The 14134-nt window shown below is 68.9% G+C and carries 14 protein-coding genes; 4 read left to right on the forward strand and 10 right to left on the reverse strand.

Translation table 11 applies throughout. The features are described from left to right. The first annotated feature begins 176 nt into the window (after positions 1-176). Both AKJ08_RS08965 and AKJ08_RS08970 read left to right on the forward strand, forming a co-directional pair. Positions 177-1457: a cation:proton antiporter gene (locus tag AKJ08_RS08965; protein WP_050725752.1), complete on the forward strand. Its 1281-nt coding sequence runs from the start codon at positions 177-179 to the stop codon at positions 1455-1457. Position 1458: 1 nt separating this feature from the next. Beyond that, complete coding sequence (locus AKJ08_RS08970; RefSeq protein WP_240475279.1) at positions 1459-2793, forward strand: cation:proton antiporter; 1335 nt, start codon at positions 1459-1461, stop codon at positions 2791-2793. Positions 2794-2867: 74 nt separating this feature from the next. Here the strand turns inward: AKJ08_RS08970 and AKJ08_RS20640 are convergent, their stop codons facing one another. From AKJ08_RS20640 to AKJ08_RS08985, 3 genes are all read right to left on the reverse strand, one after another. After that, positions 2868-3461 carry an acyltransferase gene (locus AKJ08_RS20640; protein ID WP_050725753.1) on the reverse strand — a complete coding sequence of 198 codons (594 nt, stop codon included), beginning with the start codon at positions 3459-3461 and terminating at the stop codon, positions 2868-2870. Then, positions 3458-3907, reverse strand: coding sequence for an acyltransferase (locus AKJ08_RS08980; protein WP_169788785.1), 450 nt, complete (start codon positions 3905-3907; stop codon positions 3458-3460). The genes AKJ08_RS20640 and AKJ08_RS08980 overlap by 4 nt, the downstream gene beginning before the upstream one ends. Before the next feature lie 242 nt (positions 3908-4149). Then, complete coding sequence (locus tag AKJ08_RS08985; RefSeq protein WP_240475280.1) at positions 4150-6051, reverse strand: DEAD/DEAH box helicase; 1902 nt, start codon at positions 6049-6051, stop codon at positions 4150-4152. 148 nt (positions 6052-6199) lie between these two features. On the opposite strand from AKJ08_RS08985, the gene AKJ08_RS08990 reads away from it, so the two are divergent. After that, a complete protein-coding gene (locus AKJ08_RS08990) occupies positions 6200-7324 on the forward strand; it encodes a sigma-70 family RNA polymerase sigma factor (RefSeq protein ID WP_050725755.1) in 1125 nt (374 codons plus the stop codon). 333 nt (positions 7325-7657) lie between these two features. Here AKJ08_RS08990 and AKJ08_RS08995 read toward each other — a convergent pair whose 3' ends face one another. Then, positions 7658-8311: a glutathione S-transferase family protein gene (locus AKJ08_RS08995; RefSeq protein WP_050725756.1), complete on the reverse strand. Its 654-nt coding sequence runs from the start codon at positions 8309-8311 to the stop codon at positions 7658-7660. Positions 8312-8690: 379 nt separating this feature from the next. Between AKJ08_RS08995 and AKJ08_RS09000 the strand changes: the two genes are divergently transcribed. After that, a complete protein-coding gene (locus tag AKJ08_RS09000; RefSeq protein WP_169788786.1) occupies positions 8691-9155 on the forward strand; it encodes a transposase in 465 nt (154 codons plus the stop codon). A 7-nt stretch (positions 9156-9162) separates the two neighbouring features. Here AKJ08_RS09000 and AKJ08_RS09005 read toward each other — a convergent pair whose 3' ends face one another. The 6 genes from AKJ08_RS09005 to AKJ08_RS09030 all read right to left on the reverse strand — a co-directional run bounded on the left by AKJ08_RS09005 (position 9163) and on the right by AKJ08_RS09030 (position 13865). Further along, positions 9163-9702 carry a DUF6036 family nucleotidyltransferase gene (locus AKJ08_RS09005; protein WP_050725758.1) on the reverse strand — a complete coding sequence of 180 codons (540 nt, stop codon included), beginning with the start codon at positions 9700-9702 and terminating at the stop codon, positions 9163-9165. Next, positions 9699-10052: a hypothetical protein gene (locus AKJ08_RS09010; protein ID WP_157370580.1), complete on the reverse strand. Its 354-nt coding sequence runs from the start codon at positions 10050-10052 to the stop codon at positions 9699-9701. The genes AKJ08_RS09005 and AKJ08_RS09010 overlap by 4 nt, the downstream gene beginning before the upstream one ends. A gap of 167 nt (positions 10053-10219) precedes the next feature. After that, positions 10220-10729, reverse strand: a complete 510-nt coding sequence (locus AKJ08_RS09015; RefSeq protein WP_082342986.1) for a L,D-transpeptidase family protein — start codon at positions 10727-10729, stop codon at positions 10220-10222. A 135-nt stretch (positions 10730-10864) separates the two neighbouring features. After that, the gene (locus AKJ08_RS09020) at positions 10865-12031 is read right to left on the reverse strand and encodes an LL-diaminopimelate aminotransferase (RefSeq protein ID WP_050725761.1); all 1167 of its coding nucleotides are present in this window, start codon (positions 12029-12031) and stop codon (positions 10865-10867) included. A 75-nt stretch (positions 12032-12106) separates the two neighbouring features. Then, positions 12107-12958 carry a diaminopimelate epimerase gene (dapF, locus tag AKJ08_RS09025; protein ID WP_050725762.1) on the reverse strand — a complete coding sequence of 284 codons (852 nt, stop codon included), beginning with the start codon at positions 12956-12958 and terminating at the stop codon, positions 12107-12109. A 55-nt stretch (positions 12959-13013) separates the two neighbouring features. Further along, positions 13014-13865, reverse strand: a complete 852-nt coding sequence (locus AKJ08_RS09030; protein WP_050725763.1) for an LpxI family protein — start codon at positions 13863-13865, stop codon at positions 13014-13016. Positions 13866-14134 lie beyond the last annotated feature (269 nt).

Below are 14134 nucleotides of genomic sequence, written 5' to 3' on the forward strand. Positions count from 1 at the left end.
CGCCGGATGCGGAAGCTGCGCCCGACGCGGTCCCGCAGGAGCCGGGGGTTTCGCCATCTCCACCTACGGTCGGCGCGTCCCATGCCGCCGACCTGGCCAGCGCTCCCTCGGTCGAAGTGGAAGCCGCCGCCGCATTCTCTACCCCGCCGGCTACTCCGCCGGCGCAGCGCCCCCAGGTGGTCATCAAGACCATCCTCGGCCTGATCGCGCTCCTCGCCCTCGCCTACCTGGGCGGCCATCCCCGCATGCGGCGGCTGGAGGAGCGGCTCCGGATCTCGCAGGTCGTCACCGCGGGCTTTCCCTTCATCGCCCTGGGCGTCGTCGCCAACCTCCCCAGCGTCGGGATCCTCACCGACACGGTGCTGGCCGAGCTTTCCCCGATGCTCCGCTTCGGCCTCGGCTGGATCGGCTTCTCCGTGGGCTTCCGCTTCGAGGCCCGGCGCTTCGACGACCTCCCCAGGGGCACCGCCGGCGCCGTGGCCCTCGCCACCGCAACGCCCTTCGCAACGGTGGTCGCCGCAGCGAGCCTGTTGCTCCTCGTCGCGAGCGACTGGAGCGAGGCCACGTTCCGTGACCCCATCTTCCTCCGCGACGCCCTGATCCTGGGCACCGCCGGCGCGATGACGGCGCGGACGGCCGCGCGCTTCGCGGGCAGCGAGCGGTCGAGCGGCAGCCTCTTCCGGATCATCCAGATCGAGCAGCTCGCCGGCATCGTGGGCCTGGCCTTCATCACCGCCTACTTCCGCCCCCACGGCCAGGCTGTCGCCTGGGTGCTGCCCGGCACTGCCTGGCTCTTCATCACCATCGGCCTCGGCGCCTCGATCGGGATCCTCGCCTACATGATCCTCCGCAGGCCCGCCTCGGGCCCGGAGTCCGTGGTCCTCCTCCTCGGCAGCGTCGCGTTCGCCGCGGGCCTCGCGAGCGCCCTCCACCTCTCCCCGCTCGTGGTCTGCTTCGTGGCCGGCGTCTTCCTCGCCAACTTCCCCGGCGCGTACAAGGAGCGGCTGGGCCGGGCCCTCGAGGGCCTCGAGCGTTCGATCTACCTCCTCTTCCTCGTGATCGTCGGGGCGATCTGGAACCTCGACGACTGGCGCGGTTGGGTGCTCCTCGTGGTCTTCGTCGTGGCGCGCCTGTTGGGCAAGTGGCTCGGCGCACGCTTCACGGACCGTTACACCGACTACGACGTGCAGCTCGGGGACAACTGGGTGGCCACCCGCGCCCCGATGGGCCAGCTCTCCATCGCGATCGTGGTGAGCGCCCAGCTCCTCTTCCCGTACGGGACGATCCCCATCATCGACACCGCGGTGATCGGCGGCGCCATCGTCACCGAGATCCTCGTGCAGATCTTTACGCGCGGCGCGGCCAAGGCGGCCCCTGCCGCTCCTGCGCCGATTGAGCTCACGATCGCGGAGCCCGGCGCCATCGAGAGCGCGGCCGCACCGGGAGAGGTCGCCTGAAATGAGCCTCCTCCTGATCCTCCTCCTTGGCGGGCTGATGCAGGCGGCTCGCTCCTTCGCCATCGGGGGCCGGCCCATGGGCTCGGGGACCGCCCTCGCCTTCGGCTTCGTGCTCCTCACCGCCTTCTTCGCCGGCCGGATCTTCAAGCAGGTCCGGCTGCCGAAGCTCACCGGCTACATCGCCGCGGGCATCGTGATCGGGCCGTCGGTCCTCGGCCTGGTCACACCGACGATGGTCGAGCACCTCAAGATCGTGAACGGCGCGGCCATCGCGTTGATCGCCCTCACCGCAGGCAACGAGCTCGACTTTCGATCCTTCCGGCCCCTCTTGCGCTCGGTGAAGTGGATCACGCTGGTGGCGGTGGTCGGCACCTCCGCCCTCCTCTCGCTGGCGGTCTTCGCCGTCCGGGATCTCCTCCCCTTCATGGGGGAGATGTCCCTCGAACAAGCGATCGCGGTCTCCCTCGTGCTCGGCGTGACCATGGTGGCCCAGTCGCCCGCGGTGGTCGTCGCCCTCCGCGACGAGATGGAGGCCGACGGGCCGATGAGCCGCACGGTGCTCGGCGTGGTGGTCATCGCCGACCTCGTGGTCATCCTGCTCTTCGCCCTCGTCTCGTCGTTCGCCAAGTCGACCTTCGGCGCGGCGGGCGACGTCCTCGATACCATCGGCCAGCTCTCCTGGGAGATCCTGGGCTCGCTCGGGGCGGGGCTCCTCGTCGGCGTCCTGCTCGCGGTCTATTTGCGCAAGGTCGCCTCGGGCGCGGCGCTATTCGTGGTCACGGTCACCTTCGTCATGGCCGAGGTCGGCCAGCGGCTGCACTTCGATCCCCTGCTCGTCGCCCTGGCCGCCGGCGTTCTGATCCGCAACGTCACCAAGGCGGGCGACAGGCTGCACCACGAGATCGAGGCGTCTTCTCTACCGGTGTACGTGGTCTTCTTCGCGGTGGCGGGCGCCAACATCCACCTCGACGTGCTCGCCGTGGTGGGCATCCCCGCGGCGATCTTCGTCCTCGTCCGCGGCGCCGGCCTCCTGGCGGGTACACGGCTGGGCGCGAAGATCGCCGGGGCGCCGGACGAGGTGCAGCGCTATGCCGGCATGGGACTCCTGCCCCAGGCGGGCCTCGCACTGGCCCTCGCACTCCTCTTCGCCAAGACCTTCCCCGAGTTCGGCGACGACGCCGCGGCTCTCACCCTGGGTGTCGTCGCGTTGAACGAGATCATCGCGCCGGCGATCTATCGCCTCGCGCTGGTCCGAAGCGGCGAAGCGGGGACGCGGGCGCCCCCGGAGGAGCCGCAGGCGACGACGGCGGCCGAGCTCGCCCCGCCGATCGGCTGAGGAGGGCCGCGATCACGCGCTCCTCCCTCGTCCCTCGCGGAGTCGACGAAGGCGCGGGATGCGCCCCGCTTGCATCAATTCCTCGGCTTCACGGTGTTCGAGCATGTAGCGCTCGGACGGACGAGGGCGAGCGGCGCCATTCGCGCCGGATTGCCCGAGGCCATGAATCGGGACGGAACGTCATCGGTGACCACGCTACCCGCCGAGACGACCGCGCCCGCGCCGATGTGGACCCCGGGCTGAATCAGCGCGCCGTGGGCGATCCAGACGTCGTCTTCGATGACGACCGGGCCGGTGCGGGTCCCGTCTCGGTCGCAGATCCGGGACATCGAGGCGATCATCGCTCGCGCACCGATCTCCACCCGATCGTGCACCTCGATTAGCACCCCGTAGTTGACGACCGCGTCCTCCCCGACGGTCAGCGTACCTCCACGATGCACTCGAAGCTGCGTCGGGATCATGCCTCCGCGGAAGGTCACTCGCGCCCCGAGGCGGCAGACACCTTCGAGGGTGGCGTCAACGCGACCCTTCGCGCCGACCCTCGGGCCGAGGGTCGCTCCGCGAAACAGGGCGCGCGCCCGGAGGATCGCCGCGGCTCGCTCGAAGTAGTACCAGGGCTCGTCGACGAGCTTCCCGAGAGAGGTGACGACGAACCCTCGCTGGCTCACGGGATGCCCCCAACGGCCGCGCGGCGCGGCGGAGACCCCTCGAGCGCGACCCGAGCGGGGACGCGCCTTCCGACGACCACACCGTGCCCAAGACGAACGCCCTCCTCGAGGTGGGCGCCCGGGAGGACCACGCACCGCTCCCCGATCCGGACGCCGCGATCGATGCGCACGGGCACGGACCGCGGACGGGAACACCGATCGCCGTTCGGGATGTGGAAGTGGTTGTCGATCACCTTCGACCAGGAACCGATCTCGACGCCGTCCCCGATCTCGACGAACTCGGTCGCCTCGATCGAGGTGCCTCCGTTGATCCGGACGTCGTCCCCGATCAAGAGCCTCGCGCCGCGGCTGACGTGGAGCTCGATCGGCCCGATGGATCCGTCGAGGAACACGCGGTCGCCGAGGTGGATTCGTCCGCCTCCGTAGACCTCGATCTGGCCGATCACCCTCAAAGCGCGTCCTGCTCTCGCAGCTCGCGCGATCCGCAATCGGCTCCGAAGGCCCTGGAGTTGAACGGAGATCCAAGACATCCGCTCAGCCCTCGTCCGGTGCTCTGGCAGGTCGTTCGGTTCCATTCGTCCCCCCCATGAGCGGATGGTAGCGGGACCGAATCGAGCGACAAGGGCACAGGGGCGTCGGCTGTCTACGAGCCGACGCCCTGTCGTGGCCGGGTGTCGAGGGCCGCCGATCAGCGACGCGGCGGGCGGCGCCGGGCCTTCTCGACCTTGAGCTCCTTCTCGCCCCGCGCCTTTCCGTTGGCCGCGAGGAAGGCCTCGGCCGCGTCGGTCGGCACGAAGACGAAGGAGTGGGCGGGGCGGACCTCGACCCGCTCGATCGCCGCCGCGTCTGCGCCGGCTGCCTCCGCGAGCGCGGCCTTCACGCCCTCCGCGTCGAGGCCGTCGTCCTCGCCCAGGGACACCCAGAGCTTCGCCGAACGGGGCGCACGCGCCTCCTTGCCGAGCTCGTCCATCGGAGGCGTGTCGGGCGTCTCGACGCCGGGCGCCGGGGCCACGTGCACGGCAGGCTCGAGCGACGAGAGCTCGCCTTCGGCCTTCTTCTCGCCGCGGCGGGGGCGCCGGCCCTCGGCCTCCTTCGGTTTGCGGCGCCCTTCGGCCCGCTCACTGCCCCTGCCCTTTCCCTCTGCGCCGCGCGAAGGCTTCGCGCGCGGCGGCGGCGCTGCCTCCACCTCGCCCTCGGCCTTTTGCTGCAGAGCGATCTTCTCCATGCGGCGGTGGGTGAAAAACTGCTTGAGCGCGTAGGCGATGAGGAATTCGCCGTCCGTCCGCTTCTTCAGCTCCTGCGCCAGCGGGATGAAGGCCTCGAAGGCCGACGATCCCATCCCCTCCCGGAGCTCCACCACGTGCCGCTCGGTCCAGAGCTTGCGCGCCTCCTCCGCGGAGGGGAGGGTCCGCTTCTCGAACTCGATGGTGTACTGCCGCTCGAGCGTCGCCTGGATCATGTAGTCGCGGCCGCCCACCAGCGAGATCGCGGTGCCGGTCTTTCCGATCCGGCCGGTGCGGCCCACCCGGTGGAGGTAGACGGCGGGGTCCTCGGGGAGCGAGTAGTTGATCACGTGGGTGAGGTCGGAGATGTCGATCCCGCGGGCCGCGATGTCGGTCGCCACCAGGTAGCGCACCTCGCCCCGCTTCACCTTCGCCATCACCCGCTCGCGCTCCTTCTGCGCGAGCTCGCCGGAGAGCATCTCGGCATCGTAGCCGTTGCGGTTCAGCACCGCCGCCACCAGCGCCGTGTCGTCCCGGGTGTTCGCGAAGATGATCGCGTTCTCCGGGTTCTCCAGCTCGAGGAGGTAGAGGAGGTTCCGGGGCTTCGGATAGTCCTCCACCATCTTGTAGGCGACGTGGGTGATCCCCTCCACGGTGTAGACGTCGCCGGAGAGCAGCAGCGTCTCCGGGGAGCGCAGGTACTTGCGGATCATCCGCTCGATCTCGGGCGGCACCGTCGCGGAGAAGAGCAGGGTCTGGCGGGTCTTGGGCAGGCAGTCGAGGATCCGGGTCACCTCCTCGAAGAAGCCCATCGAGAGCATCTCGTCGGCCTCGTCGAGGACGCCGAAAATAGCCTGCGAGAGGTCGAGGGTGCCGCGGCGGATGTGGTCGTAGACCCGCCCCGGCGTGCCCACGATGATCTCCGCCCCCTCCTGCAGCGCCGTGATCTGGGCGCCCATCGAGGCGCCGCCGTAGATCGCGGCCACGCGCAGGTCCTTGTACTTCGCCAGCTCGGTGGCCTCCTGGGCCACCTGGATCGCCAGCTCGCGGGTGGGGCAGAGCACCAGGGCCTGGGCCTTACGGCTCCCCTCGGGGATCTTCTCGATCACGGGGATCGAGAACGCGGCCGTCTTCCCGGTCCCGGTCTTGGAGCGGACGATCAGGTCGCCGCCCGCGAGCACCTTCGGGATGGCCTGGGCCTGAACGGGGGTTGGATGGGTATAGCCGTGCTCCGCGATCGCGCGCTGAAGCTCGGGCGAGAGGGGGAGCTCGGTGTAGGGGATCCCGGCGACGTAGTCGCTCGGGCTTTCGCCAGCCGGCATCGCCGGCGTCTCCGGCGTCTCGGCCGGCAGGTTCTTTTCGTCCATGTTGTGCAAGGCCCCTTCGATGGGGTGAAGGCGCCCTGCGCTACGAGAACGAGATTGTCCAGGATCCATCGGGAGGCGGGCGCTTGATCGGATGGCGCCACGCCTATATCAGAGTCGACTTTCGGCGTGCAACGCCAGGGACGCCCGCTTGAGCCCCTCCAAGAAGATCTCCAAAGCGAAGGAATCGCCCAGGGCCCGCGGCCGCCGTCGCCCGGACGCCGAGCCGGAGGAGGACGCCGAGCTCGTCGAGGCGGAGGAGAGCCAGGAGCTCGAGCCGTCCTCGATCCTCGAGATCGCAGGAGAGGAGAGCGACGCCGAGGTGGTGGGCGAGGAGAACCCCGCCCTCCGGGCGCGCCACCCGGCGCTCGCCGAGCTGGACGAGGAGGACGGGGCCGAGGAGGAGTCCTCCGTCGCCCTCTCGCGCACCGACCCCCTCGCCCGCTACATGCAGGAGGTCAACCGGCATCCCCTCCTTTCCCGCGAGGAGGAGCACGAGCTCGCGGTCCGCTACACCAAGACCGGCGAGGTCGACGCGGCCTACCGCCTGGTGGCCTCGAACCTGCGGCTGGTCGTGAAGATCGCCTACGAGTACCGGCGCGCCGCCTTCAACGTCCTCGACCTGATCCAGGAGGGGAACGTCGGCCTCCTTCACGCGGTGAAGAAGTACGACCCCTACCGCGGCGTGAAGCTCTCCTCCTACGCCGCGTGGTGGATCCGCGCCTACATCCTCCGCTTCGTGATGGACAACTGGCGGATGGTGAAGCTCGGCACCACCCAGGCCCAGCGGAAGCTCTTCTTCAACCTGCGCAAGGAGCAGCGCCGCCTCGCGGCGGAGGGGTTCGAGGTCGGCCCCAAGCTCCTCGCGGAGCGCCTCGGCGTCACCGAGCGCGAGGTCGAGGACATGGACCGCCGCCTCTCCGGCGACGAGGCCTCCCTCCACGCGCCGATGAACGACGACGGCGACGCCACCCTCGGCGACCGCCTCGCCCTCCCCGCCCGCGCCGCAGACGAGACCCTCGCCCACGAGGAGCTCAAGAACCTGCTCCGTGCCGAGCTCGAGGAGCTGGCGAAGGACGTCGACGAGCGCGAGCTCTTCATCCTCGAGAACCGGATGCGATCCGACGAGCCGCTCACCCTGCAGGAGATCGGCGAGCGCTTCGGCATCAGCCGCGAGCGCGCCCGTCAGATCGAGGCCAAGCTCGTCGCCCGCCTGCGCGAGCGGCTCATGGAGAAGGTCCCCGACCTCGCGGTGCTCTCGCTGGGCGGCGATTGAGCGGGCCTCGCCCAGAGCCAGAACCCTGCTATGTGGGGTCGGTTGGGATCGCGTGGGGCCGGGCTCGGCCTTGTTGCTCTCGCCAGCCTTGGCCTGGCCCCTCTACCGGCCCGGCAGACCGGAATTTAGAGCGGCCCTCCAGCTTGGCGATCCTCGAGTGATTACTCCGGCCATCGAAATTCCCAGGGATAGTCACCACCGCCTTCTCGCCGCGTCGCCATCGAGAATGTTCGACGTCTTCCGTTCAGACGATTCGGCGGTAGAGGACGCCCCGGGCGAGGTCCATTGCGCCTTGCATGACGCCACTGCCAAAGAAAGCAAGGACAACCGCGATCAGCCGATCGATGACTTACGGGTGTAAACCGCCAAATGAGCGTCGAAGGCTCGCTTGTAGGCGGGCCGCGCCTCGCCGCGGGCAACATAGGCGGCCAAGTTTGGATATTCGTTCAGGAGGCCCGACGGCTTCAACCTGAGCAGCACCGACACCATCATCAAGTCGCCAGCGCTGAACGCACCATCGATCCAATCGGCATCGCCCAGACGAACGGAGAGTTGGCCGAGCCGACCGCGAACGCGCTCTTCGACCAGAGGCAGGCGCGCCGCATACCAGGGCTTATCGCCCTCCTGAAGCCTGGCGGTTCCGAGTTCAAGAATCGGTGGCTCCACCGTGTTGAGCGCTGCAAACATCCATGTGATCGCGCGCGCCCGAGCATTGGCATCCTCCGGCAATAAGCCCGCATGTCGCGCGGCGATGTGAAACACGATCGCCCCTGTCTCGAACAGTGCGAGATCCCCTTCCTCATAGGTCGGAATTTGCCCGAAAGGATGAAGCGCCAGATGCGCGGCTTCCTTCATTGCGCGAAACGAAACAAGGCGAACCTGGTAGGGCTGGCCCACTTCCTCAAGCGCCCAGCGAACGCGCGTATCACGCGCCAATCCCTTTCCGCCATCGGGTGAGCGTTCAAAGGCGGTAATGGTGATGGTCATCGAGAGTCCCCTTCCCTGGCGACCATGATCGACTGCGGACGCAGACTTTTGCAACCAGGGCAAAGAGGTTGCCATGGAACTTCGCAACTCCTCAAGCAGAGACTTGGGTGACACTTCAGTCCAAGGACATGGGTGACACCTTCTTTGCTGTGCCCCACGCTCGATGTCGGGGGTACGAGGTACAATCAGTGCTGAATCAATCTCGGGGGACTCGATGCGAAGGAGAGCGTCAAACGTCCAGGGGGAGCTGCCGTTCCGCAAGCGGAGCGGCGGCCGACGCGACGGTGCGGGCCGAAAGGCAAAGGGGCCTCGACCCGGTGTCTCCCATGCGCCACGGCCAAAGTTGGCGCCACGGCATCCGGTCCACGTGACTCTGCGGATGCGCGACGAGGTCTGGAACCTTCGGACGCAGCGCTGCTACCGCATCCTCGAGAAGGCGCTGTTTGCTGGCTCGGACCGCCTGGGCATGCGGCTCACCCACTATTCGGTCCAGGGAAACCACCTGCACCTCGTCGTCGAGGCGCAGGATGGCCAGGCGCTCTCACGGGGCGTGCAGGGACTCTGCGTCCGCATGGCGCGCGGCCTCAACAGCCTGATGAAGCGCCAGGGCAAGGTGTTCGCCGATCGCATCCATTCGCACGAGCTGCGCACGCCTCGCGAGGTCCGGAACGCCGTCGCCTACGTGCTCGGCAACGCCCGCGTCCACGCGCTCCGGCAGGGCCGTCCGGCTCCGGCGTCCGCTGACCCGTATGCGGCAGGCCCCGGAGATCCGTCCGTCGCCCTCCCACGCACGTGGTTGCTCCGAGTCGGGTGGCAGAACGCTCGCAGCGTCGCACCCGCCTGACTTCGCTCTACGCTTCACGCTCTTCTCGGAACTCGCGGCGGATGGTCGCCCCGATCTCGGTGAGGCGCGCAGACGGGACGGCGAGCGACTCCAGCCTCGCGAGCAGCGTCTCCTCCCTCACCATCCCGTGCCGGATGGCCTCCCGGGCGAAGGCCCGATCTTTTTCGCGGCCGGCGGCGTACTTCGCGAGCAGCAGGTCGTGGATCTCCAGCGCCCATCCGGTGGCGCCCCGGGTGCCAGGCCCATGGATCGCGATAAGCCGGTCGCGCCAGCCGTTGGGGAGGATTGCGGTCTCCTCCCCAACGCCCTGGGCGTAGTAGCCGAAGGTCGTATGGAACGGCGATCCTTCGCCGATGGAGCCGTCGATCAGATCCCAACGCTGCGGGTGGTGGAGCGGAAACAGATCGGCCTCCATGGAAACCCGTAGTGCAGCGGGCGCGTCGGGGAACTGACCGAGGATCGACTGGCTCCCGATCACCACGATTCCGTCGTCGTCAGCGATGGTCGACGCGGCTCGGATCAAATGCTCGAGCTGTTCTCGGGTCATGGTCGATCGGACCCCGCGCCGTCGGACGATTCACGCTCGTACCGCTCACGCACCTCCGCCCAGAGCTTCCACCGCTCACGCGGATCGAGGAAACCAGAAAAAGGGGTCGACTGCCGGAGCTCGGTGGCCCGCTCGCCCTCGTCAATCAGGATGGCCGCAAGCTCGGCCGGGGGGAAATCGACGAGCCGGCGCCACTCCCTCGCGTAGACGGCGGCACGCCCACCCTCCGCGATCCATGCGTCGAGCCGCTCCCGCACCGCGTCGAGCCGATCGGGATCCCGGAGAATCCGCTCGGCGACGATTCGGTGGAAGGCGAGGCTTCGCGCCTCCGCCAGCTGGTGCAACGACATGGAATTCTCCGGCCCCGCGTCCGGCGCGAGGCGCCGTTCGAGCATATCGCCTCGACGACGCCTCGACGAGCGCATCGCATCTAGACGGCGGCGTCGCCTCTGCCCCGTCGACGGAAGGACACCCTGCCCTCCGACTTCCGTCCGCGAGAACCGCAGAGAGGCGCGTTCTAACGGATCCGAACCGCGATCGGCTGCTCGCGTAGAACCCATTCGGCGAGCGTGTCGATGTCGGCGTCGCGGCCCAGGGCGATGCAGCCCAGGGTCCAATCGATCCACAAGTTGCTCGACCCGAGCCAAGCGAAGGGGCGCGACGGACCGTGGATTCCGACATCGCTCCCGGTGAGACCTTCCCGCGCCTGCCGCTCGGTGGGATAGCCGATGGGGATGAAGGTGCGGAACTTCCGCGACGGCCTTGGCAGTCCCAAGGGATAGTCGCCGAGGGGCGTCTTTCGATCGCCCTCGGCGGTCTTGCCGGTTCCGCCGCGGCCGATGGCAACGGCGTACACCAACTCGGCCCTTCCATCCTTGCACGCAGCGAGCTCGTGCGCCCCGGTCGACACGACGATCGACGTCTCGCCGGGCGGGCACGCGACGGACGGCGGCGCTTCCGCAGTACAACCTACGAACGTGGCGGCAGCCGCCCCGACCAGGCGCCGCGCTTTCCTCCCCAAGGTCATCTCCCCGCCCGACGGCCACTGTCCACGACGCACCCCTTCCCCGTCGCCCACGGTCTGATTCGACCGGGTACTGGCGATGCCTCAGAGAGGCCGCTCCAGCTTATCGGATCGTCCGGAACTCCATCCCCACCGAGTTCAGCGCCGGCGCGCGTCGCGGATCCGGCGGGCGGCCTCGCGCAGACGCTCGTCGGGCACCGTTAGTGAGATGCGGAAGTAGCCCTCGCCCTCTGCGCCGTAGCCATTGCCGGGCGTGACGAGGACGCCGGTCTCCTCGAGCAGCCTCCCGCAGAAGGCGGCGGACGACTCGCCTCCGGGTACAGGGCACCAGAGGTAGACGCTCCCGCGGGTCCGGGGCGCGTCGACGCCGGCGGCGCGCAGCGCCTCGACCATCACGTCGCGCCGGCGGGCGTAGAGCTCGTTCTGCTCGTGCAGCACCTGCGGGGGCGTGCCGAGAAGGGCCTCAGCTGCGGCCATCTGCACGGCGGTGAAGGGGCCGGAGTCAGTGTTCGTCTTGATGACCCCTAATGCACGGATCGCCGCGGCGGATCCGGCGGCGAAGGCGATCCGCCACCCCGTCATGTTGTAGGTCTTCGACAGGGAGTGGATCTCGATCGCCACGTCCTTCGCGCCGGGCACCTCGAGGACGCTGGGCGCCTTGAAACCGTCGAAGGTGATCTCCGTGTACGCGGCGTCGTGGCAGAGGAGCACGTCCTTGCGCCGGCACCAGTCGACCGCGCGCTCGAAGAAGGCGAGGTCCGCCACCGCGGCGGTCGGGTTGTTCGGGTAGTTCAGGTAGAGGATCGTGGCCCGCCTCGCCACACCCGCCGGGATCGCCTCGAGATCGGGCAGGAAACCGCTCTCGGCGCGGAGCGGCAGCGAATACGGCTCGCCGCCGCAGAAGAGCGTGTGGGCTCGCACCACCGGATAGGCGGGATCCGGGATCAGCGCGACGTCGCCCCGATCCACGAAGGCCCAGATCAGATGCGCGATGGCCTCCTTGGAGCCGATGGCCGCCATGATCTCGCGATCGGGATCACAGTCGACGCCGAACCGCGACGAGAGGTACGTGGCGCAGGCCTCGCGGAACGATCGGGCGCCCTCGTAGGCCGGATAGGCGTGGTGCTCTGGACGGACCACCTCCTGCCGCATGCGCTCGACGATCCCGGGGAAGGTCGGACGATCCGGATCGCCGATCCCGAGGTTGATGACGTCGACACCGCGTGCGGCGACCTGGGCCCGGCGCTTGTCGAGCTCCGCGAAGAGGTAGGGGGGGATGCTGGCGATGCGGTCGGCGATCTTCACGCTGGCTCCTGTCAAAGTGGGGTGCCGGCTCCGGCACGACCCTTTCGACGATGCCGGAGCGAGCGAGCCCGGCTGCTATTTCGGGTCGAAAAAGACGCCCCGGAAGACCTCCACGGTCGGTCCGGTCATGAGCACGTGATCCGACCACTCGATCTCGAGTGGCCCCCCCGGAAGGTGAACGACCACCGAGCGCTCTGCCCGCCCCGTGAGCGCGGCTGCGACGGCGGCTGCACAAGCGCCGGTGCCGCAGGCCAGGGTCTCCCCGCTCCCCCGCTCCCAGACGCGCATGTGGAGCTCTCGCGGCCCGCGCGCGGCGACGAAGGAGACGTTCACGCGGCGCGGAAACGTCGGATCGATCTCGATGGCCGGCCCCAGGGTGGTCACGGGCGCCGTGGCCACGTCGTCCACGAAGAGGATGCAGTGGGGGTTGCCCATGGACACGCAGGTCACCTGTACCTCCGCGCCGCCGAGAGACAGCGTCTCGTCGATGCAGGGAGCGTCGGGTGCGCCTGCCATCGGCAGGGATCCGCGCTCGAAGCGGGGCCTCCCCATGTCCACCCGCACGCGCGCGACGCGGCCGTCCTCCACGAGGACCTCGGGGCGTAGCACGCCTGCCTTCGTCTCGACGTCGAAGGCGTGGTCGCCGACATAGCCGCGCTCGAACACGTACTTGGCGAAGCCGCGCAGCCCATTGCCGCACATCTCGCCCTCGCTGCCGTCCGCGTTCCACATGCGCATGCGGAGCGAGGCCCGCTCGCCCGGCAGCACGGCGATGAGCCCGTCGCTGCCGACGCCGAAGTGCCGGTCGGAGACGCGTCGCGCGAGGTCGGAGGGGTCCGGCGGAAGGGGCCGATCGAGGCAATCGATGAAGACGTAGTCGTTTCCGAGGCCCTGGAGCTTCACGAACTCGAACGTCGATCGGTTCATCGAGCGGCGTTCCTACAACGAGGCCGCCGCGATCGACAACTGGTTTCGATGGGCCTCATGTATCCATTTCCGCCGGGAGGCCCACGACGGCGAGCTTGCCCGCGTCGGCCATCTCGACCACCTCGCCCTCGTCGAGCATCACCGTCTTGCCGGACTCGAAGGCCACGGCGGCGGCGCCGATCTCGAGGCAGGTGCGGATCGTTTCCGGGCCGATGCACGGCGCGTCGAAGCGCGTGTCCTGGGAGGGCATCGCTACCTTCACCACGACGACGCCCTTCCCCGCCAGCTCGCCTGCGCGGCGGATGCAGCGATCGGTCCCCTCCATCGCCTCGATGGCCACGAGCATCCCGCTCTTCACGCAGACGGTCTGTCCCGCCTCCGCAGCGCCCAACGACTTCGCGATCCGGTAGCCGAGCCGGAAGTCGGCCTCCATCGCGGCGTCGGGCCGCCTTCGCCCGTAGACGCCGGGGCGGGAGAGGAGCGCCGGACACGCGACGAGCGGATCCACGATCTCGATGCCCTCGTCCTCGAACGCCGAAGCGATCGCGCGAAGGAGCTGATCGGTCTCCAGGCTTCGGACCTTCGGCAGCAGCTTGAGCGCGTGGAGATCAGGGCGAAGGCCGTCGAAGAGCCGCGCCTTCTTCACGCCTCCCGCCATCGCCGCGCGACCCACACCCCGGGTGTGAAATGCCTTCACCATCTTGCCGAGCTGCCCGACCTTCACCCAGGTGACGTCGTCGCAATGGCGCTCGATCGACGGGTCGGTCTCGCCGTCGAGCGCGACCGCTACCACGCGGAGGCCGGAGCGGCGCGCGCTCTCTGCGACGCGCAGCGGAAAGATTCCCGAGCCGGCGATGATTCCGAGGGAGCGGTCGTCCGCTCCGACCCCGAAAGGCGTACTTCCCATGGGAGCCTCGCGATCCACCGGCGCCGCGGGGAGCGCGGAAGCGCCAGGGTCGGGACATGGGTTTATTGCAGGGCCGGCTCGATGTCGAGGTCTCCGAGCGTGTGAAGAATTCGGTCCCGCAGAAGCGGGCCCGATTCTTCAGCTCGCGCTTCGCGCGAGAGCGCTCCTTTTCGTCTGCTCGCCTCCGGCTCGCGAACCGCGCCCGAGAACTTTTTTTGCAAGCGCCCTTTTCATCGGCCCGGACCCCTGTTACTAGGCGCGTTCCGGAG

It is taken from the genome of Vulgatibacter incomptus (genome assembly GCF_001263175.1).
Classification (GTDB): domain Bacteria; phylum Myxococcota; class Myxococcia; order Myxococcales; family Vulgatibacteraceae; genus Vulgatibacter; species Vulgatibacter incomptus.

What these genes read in the sequence shown, in the direction of transcription:
- AKJ08_RS08985 (WP_240475280.1), bottom strand. Translation starts at nt 6,051, where the DNA reads ATGGACGAAAAGAACCTGCCGGCCGAGACGCCGGAGACGCCGGCGATG.
- AKJ08_RS09005 (WP_050725758.1), bottom strand. Translation starts at nt 9,702, where the DNA reads ATGACCCGAGAACAGCTCGAGCATTTGATCCGAGCCGCGTCGACCATC.
- AKJ08_RS08995 (WP_050725756.1), bottom strand. Translation starts at nt 8,311, where the DNA reads ATGACCATCACCATTACCGCCTTTGAACGCTCACCCGATGGCGGAAAG.
- AKJ08_RS09015 (WP_082342986.1), bottom strand. Translation starts at nt 10,729, where the DNA reads ATGACCTTGGGGAGGAAAGCGCGGCGCCTGGTCGGGGCGGCTGCCGCC.
- AKJ08_RS09010 (WP_157370580.1), bottom strand. Translation starts at nt 10,052, where the DNA reads ATGTCGTTGCACCAGCTGGCGGAGGCGCGAAGCCTCGCCTTCCACCGA.
- dapF (WP_050725762.1), bottom strand. Translation starts at nt 12,958, where the DNA reads ATGAACCGATCGACGTTCGAGTTCGTGAAGCTCCAGGGCCTCGGAAAC.
- AKJ08_RS08970 (WP_240475279.1), top strand. Translation starts at nt 1,459, where the DNA reads ATGAGCCTCCTCCTGATCCTCCTCCTTGGCGGGCTGATGCAGGCGGCT.
- AKJ08_RS09030 (WP_050725763.1), bottom strand. Translation starts at nt 13,865, where the DNA reads ATGGGAAGTACGCCTTTCGGGGTCGGAGCGGACGACCGCTCCCTCGGA.
- AKJ08_RS09000 (WP_169788786.1), top strand. Translation starts at nt 8,691, where the DNA reads ATGCGCGACGAGGTCTGGAACCTTCGGACGCAGCGCTGCTACCGCATC.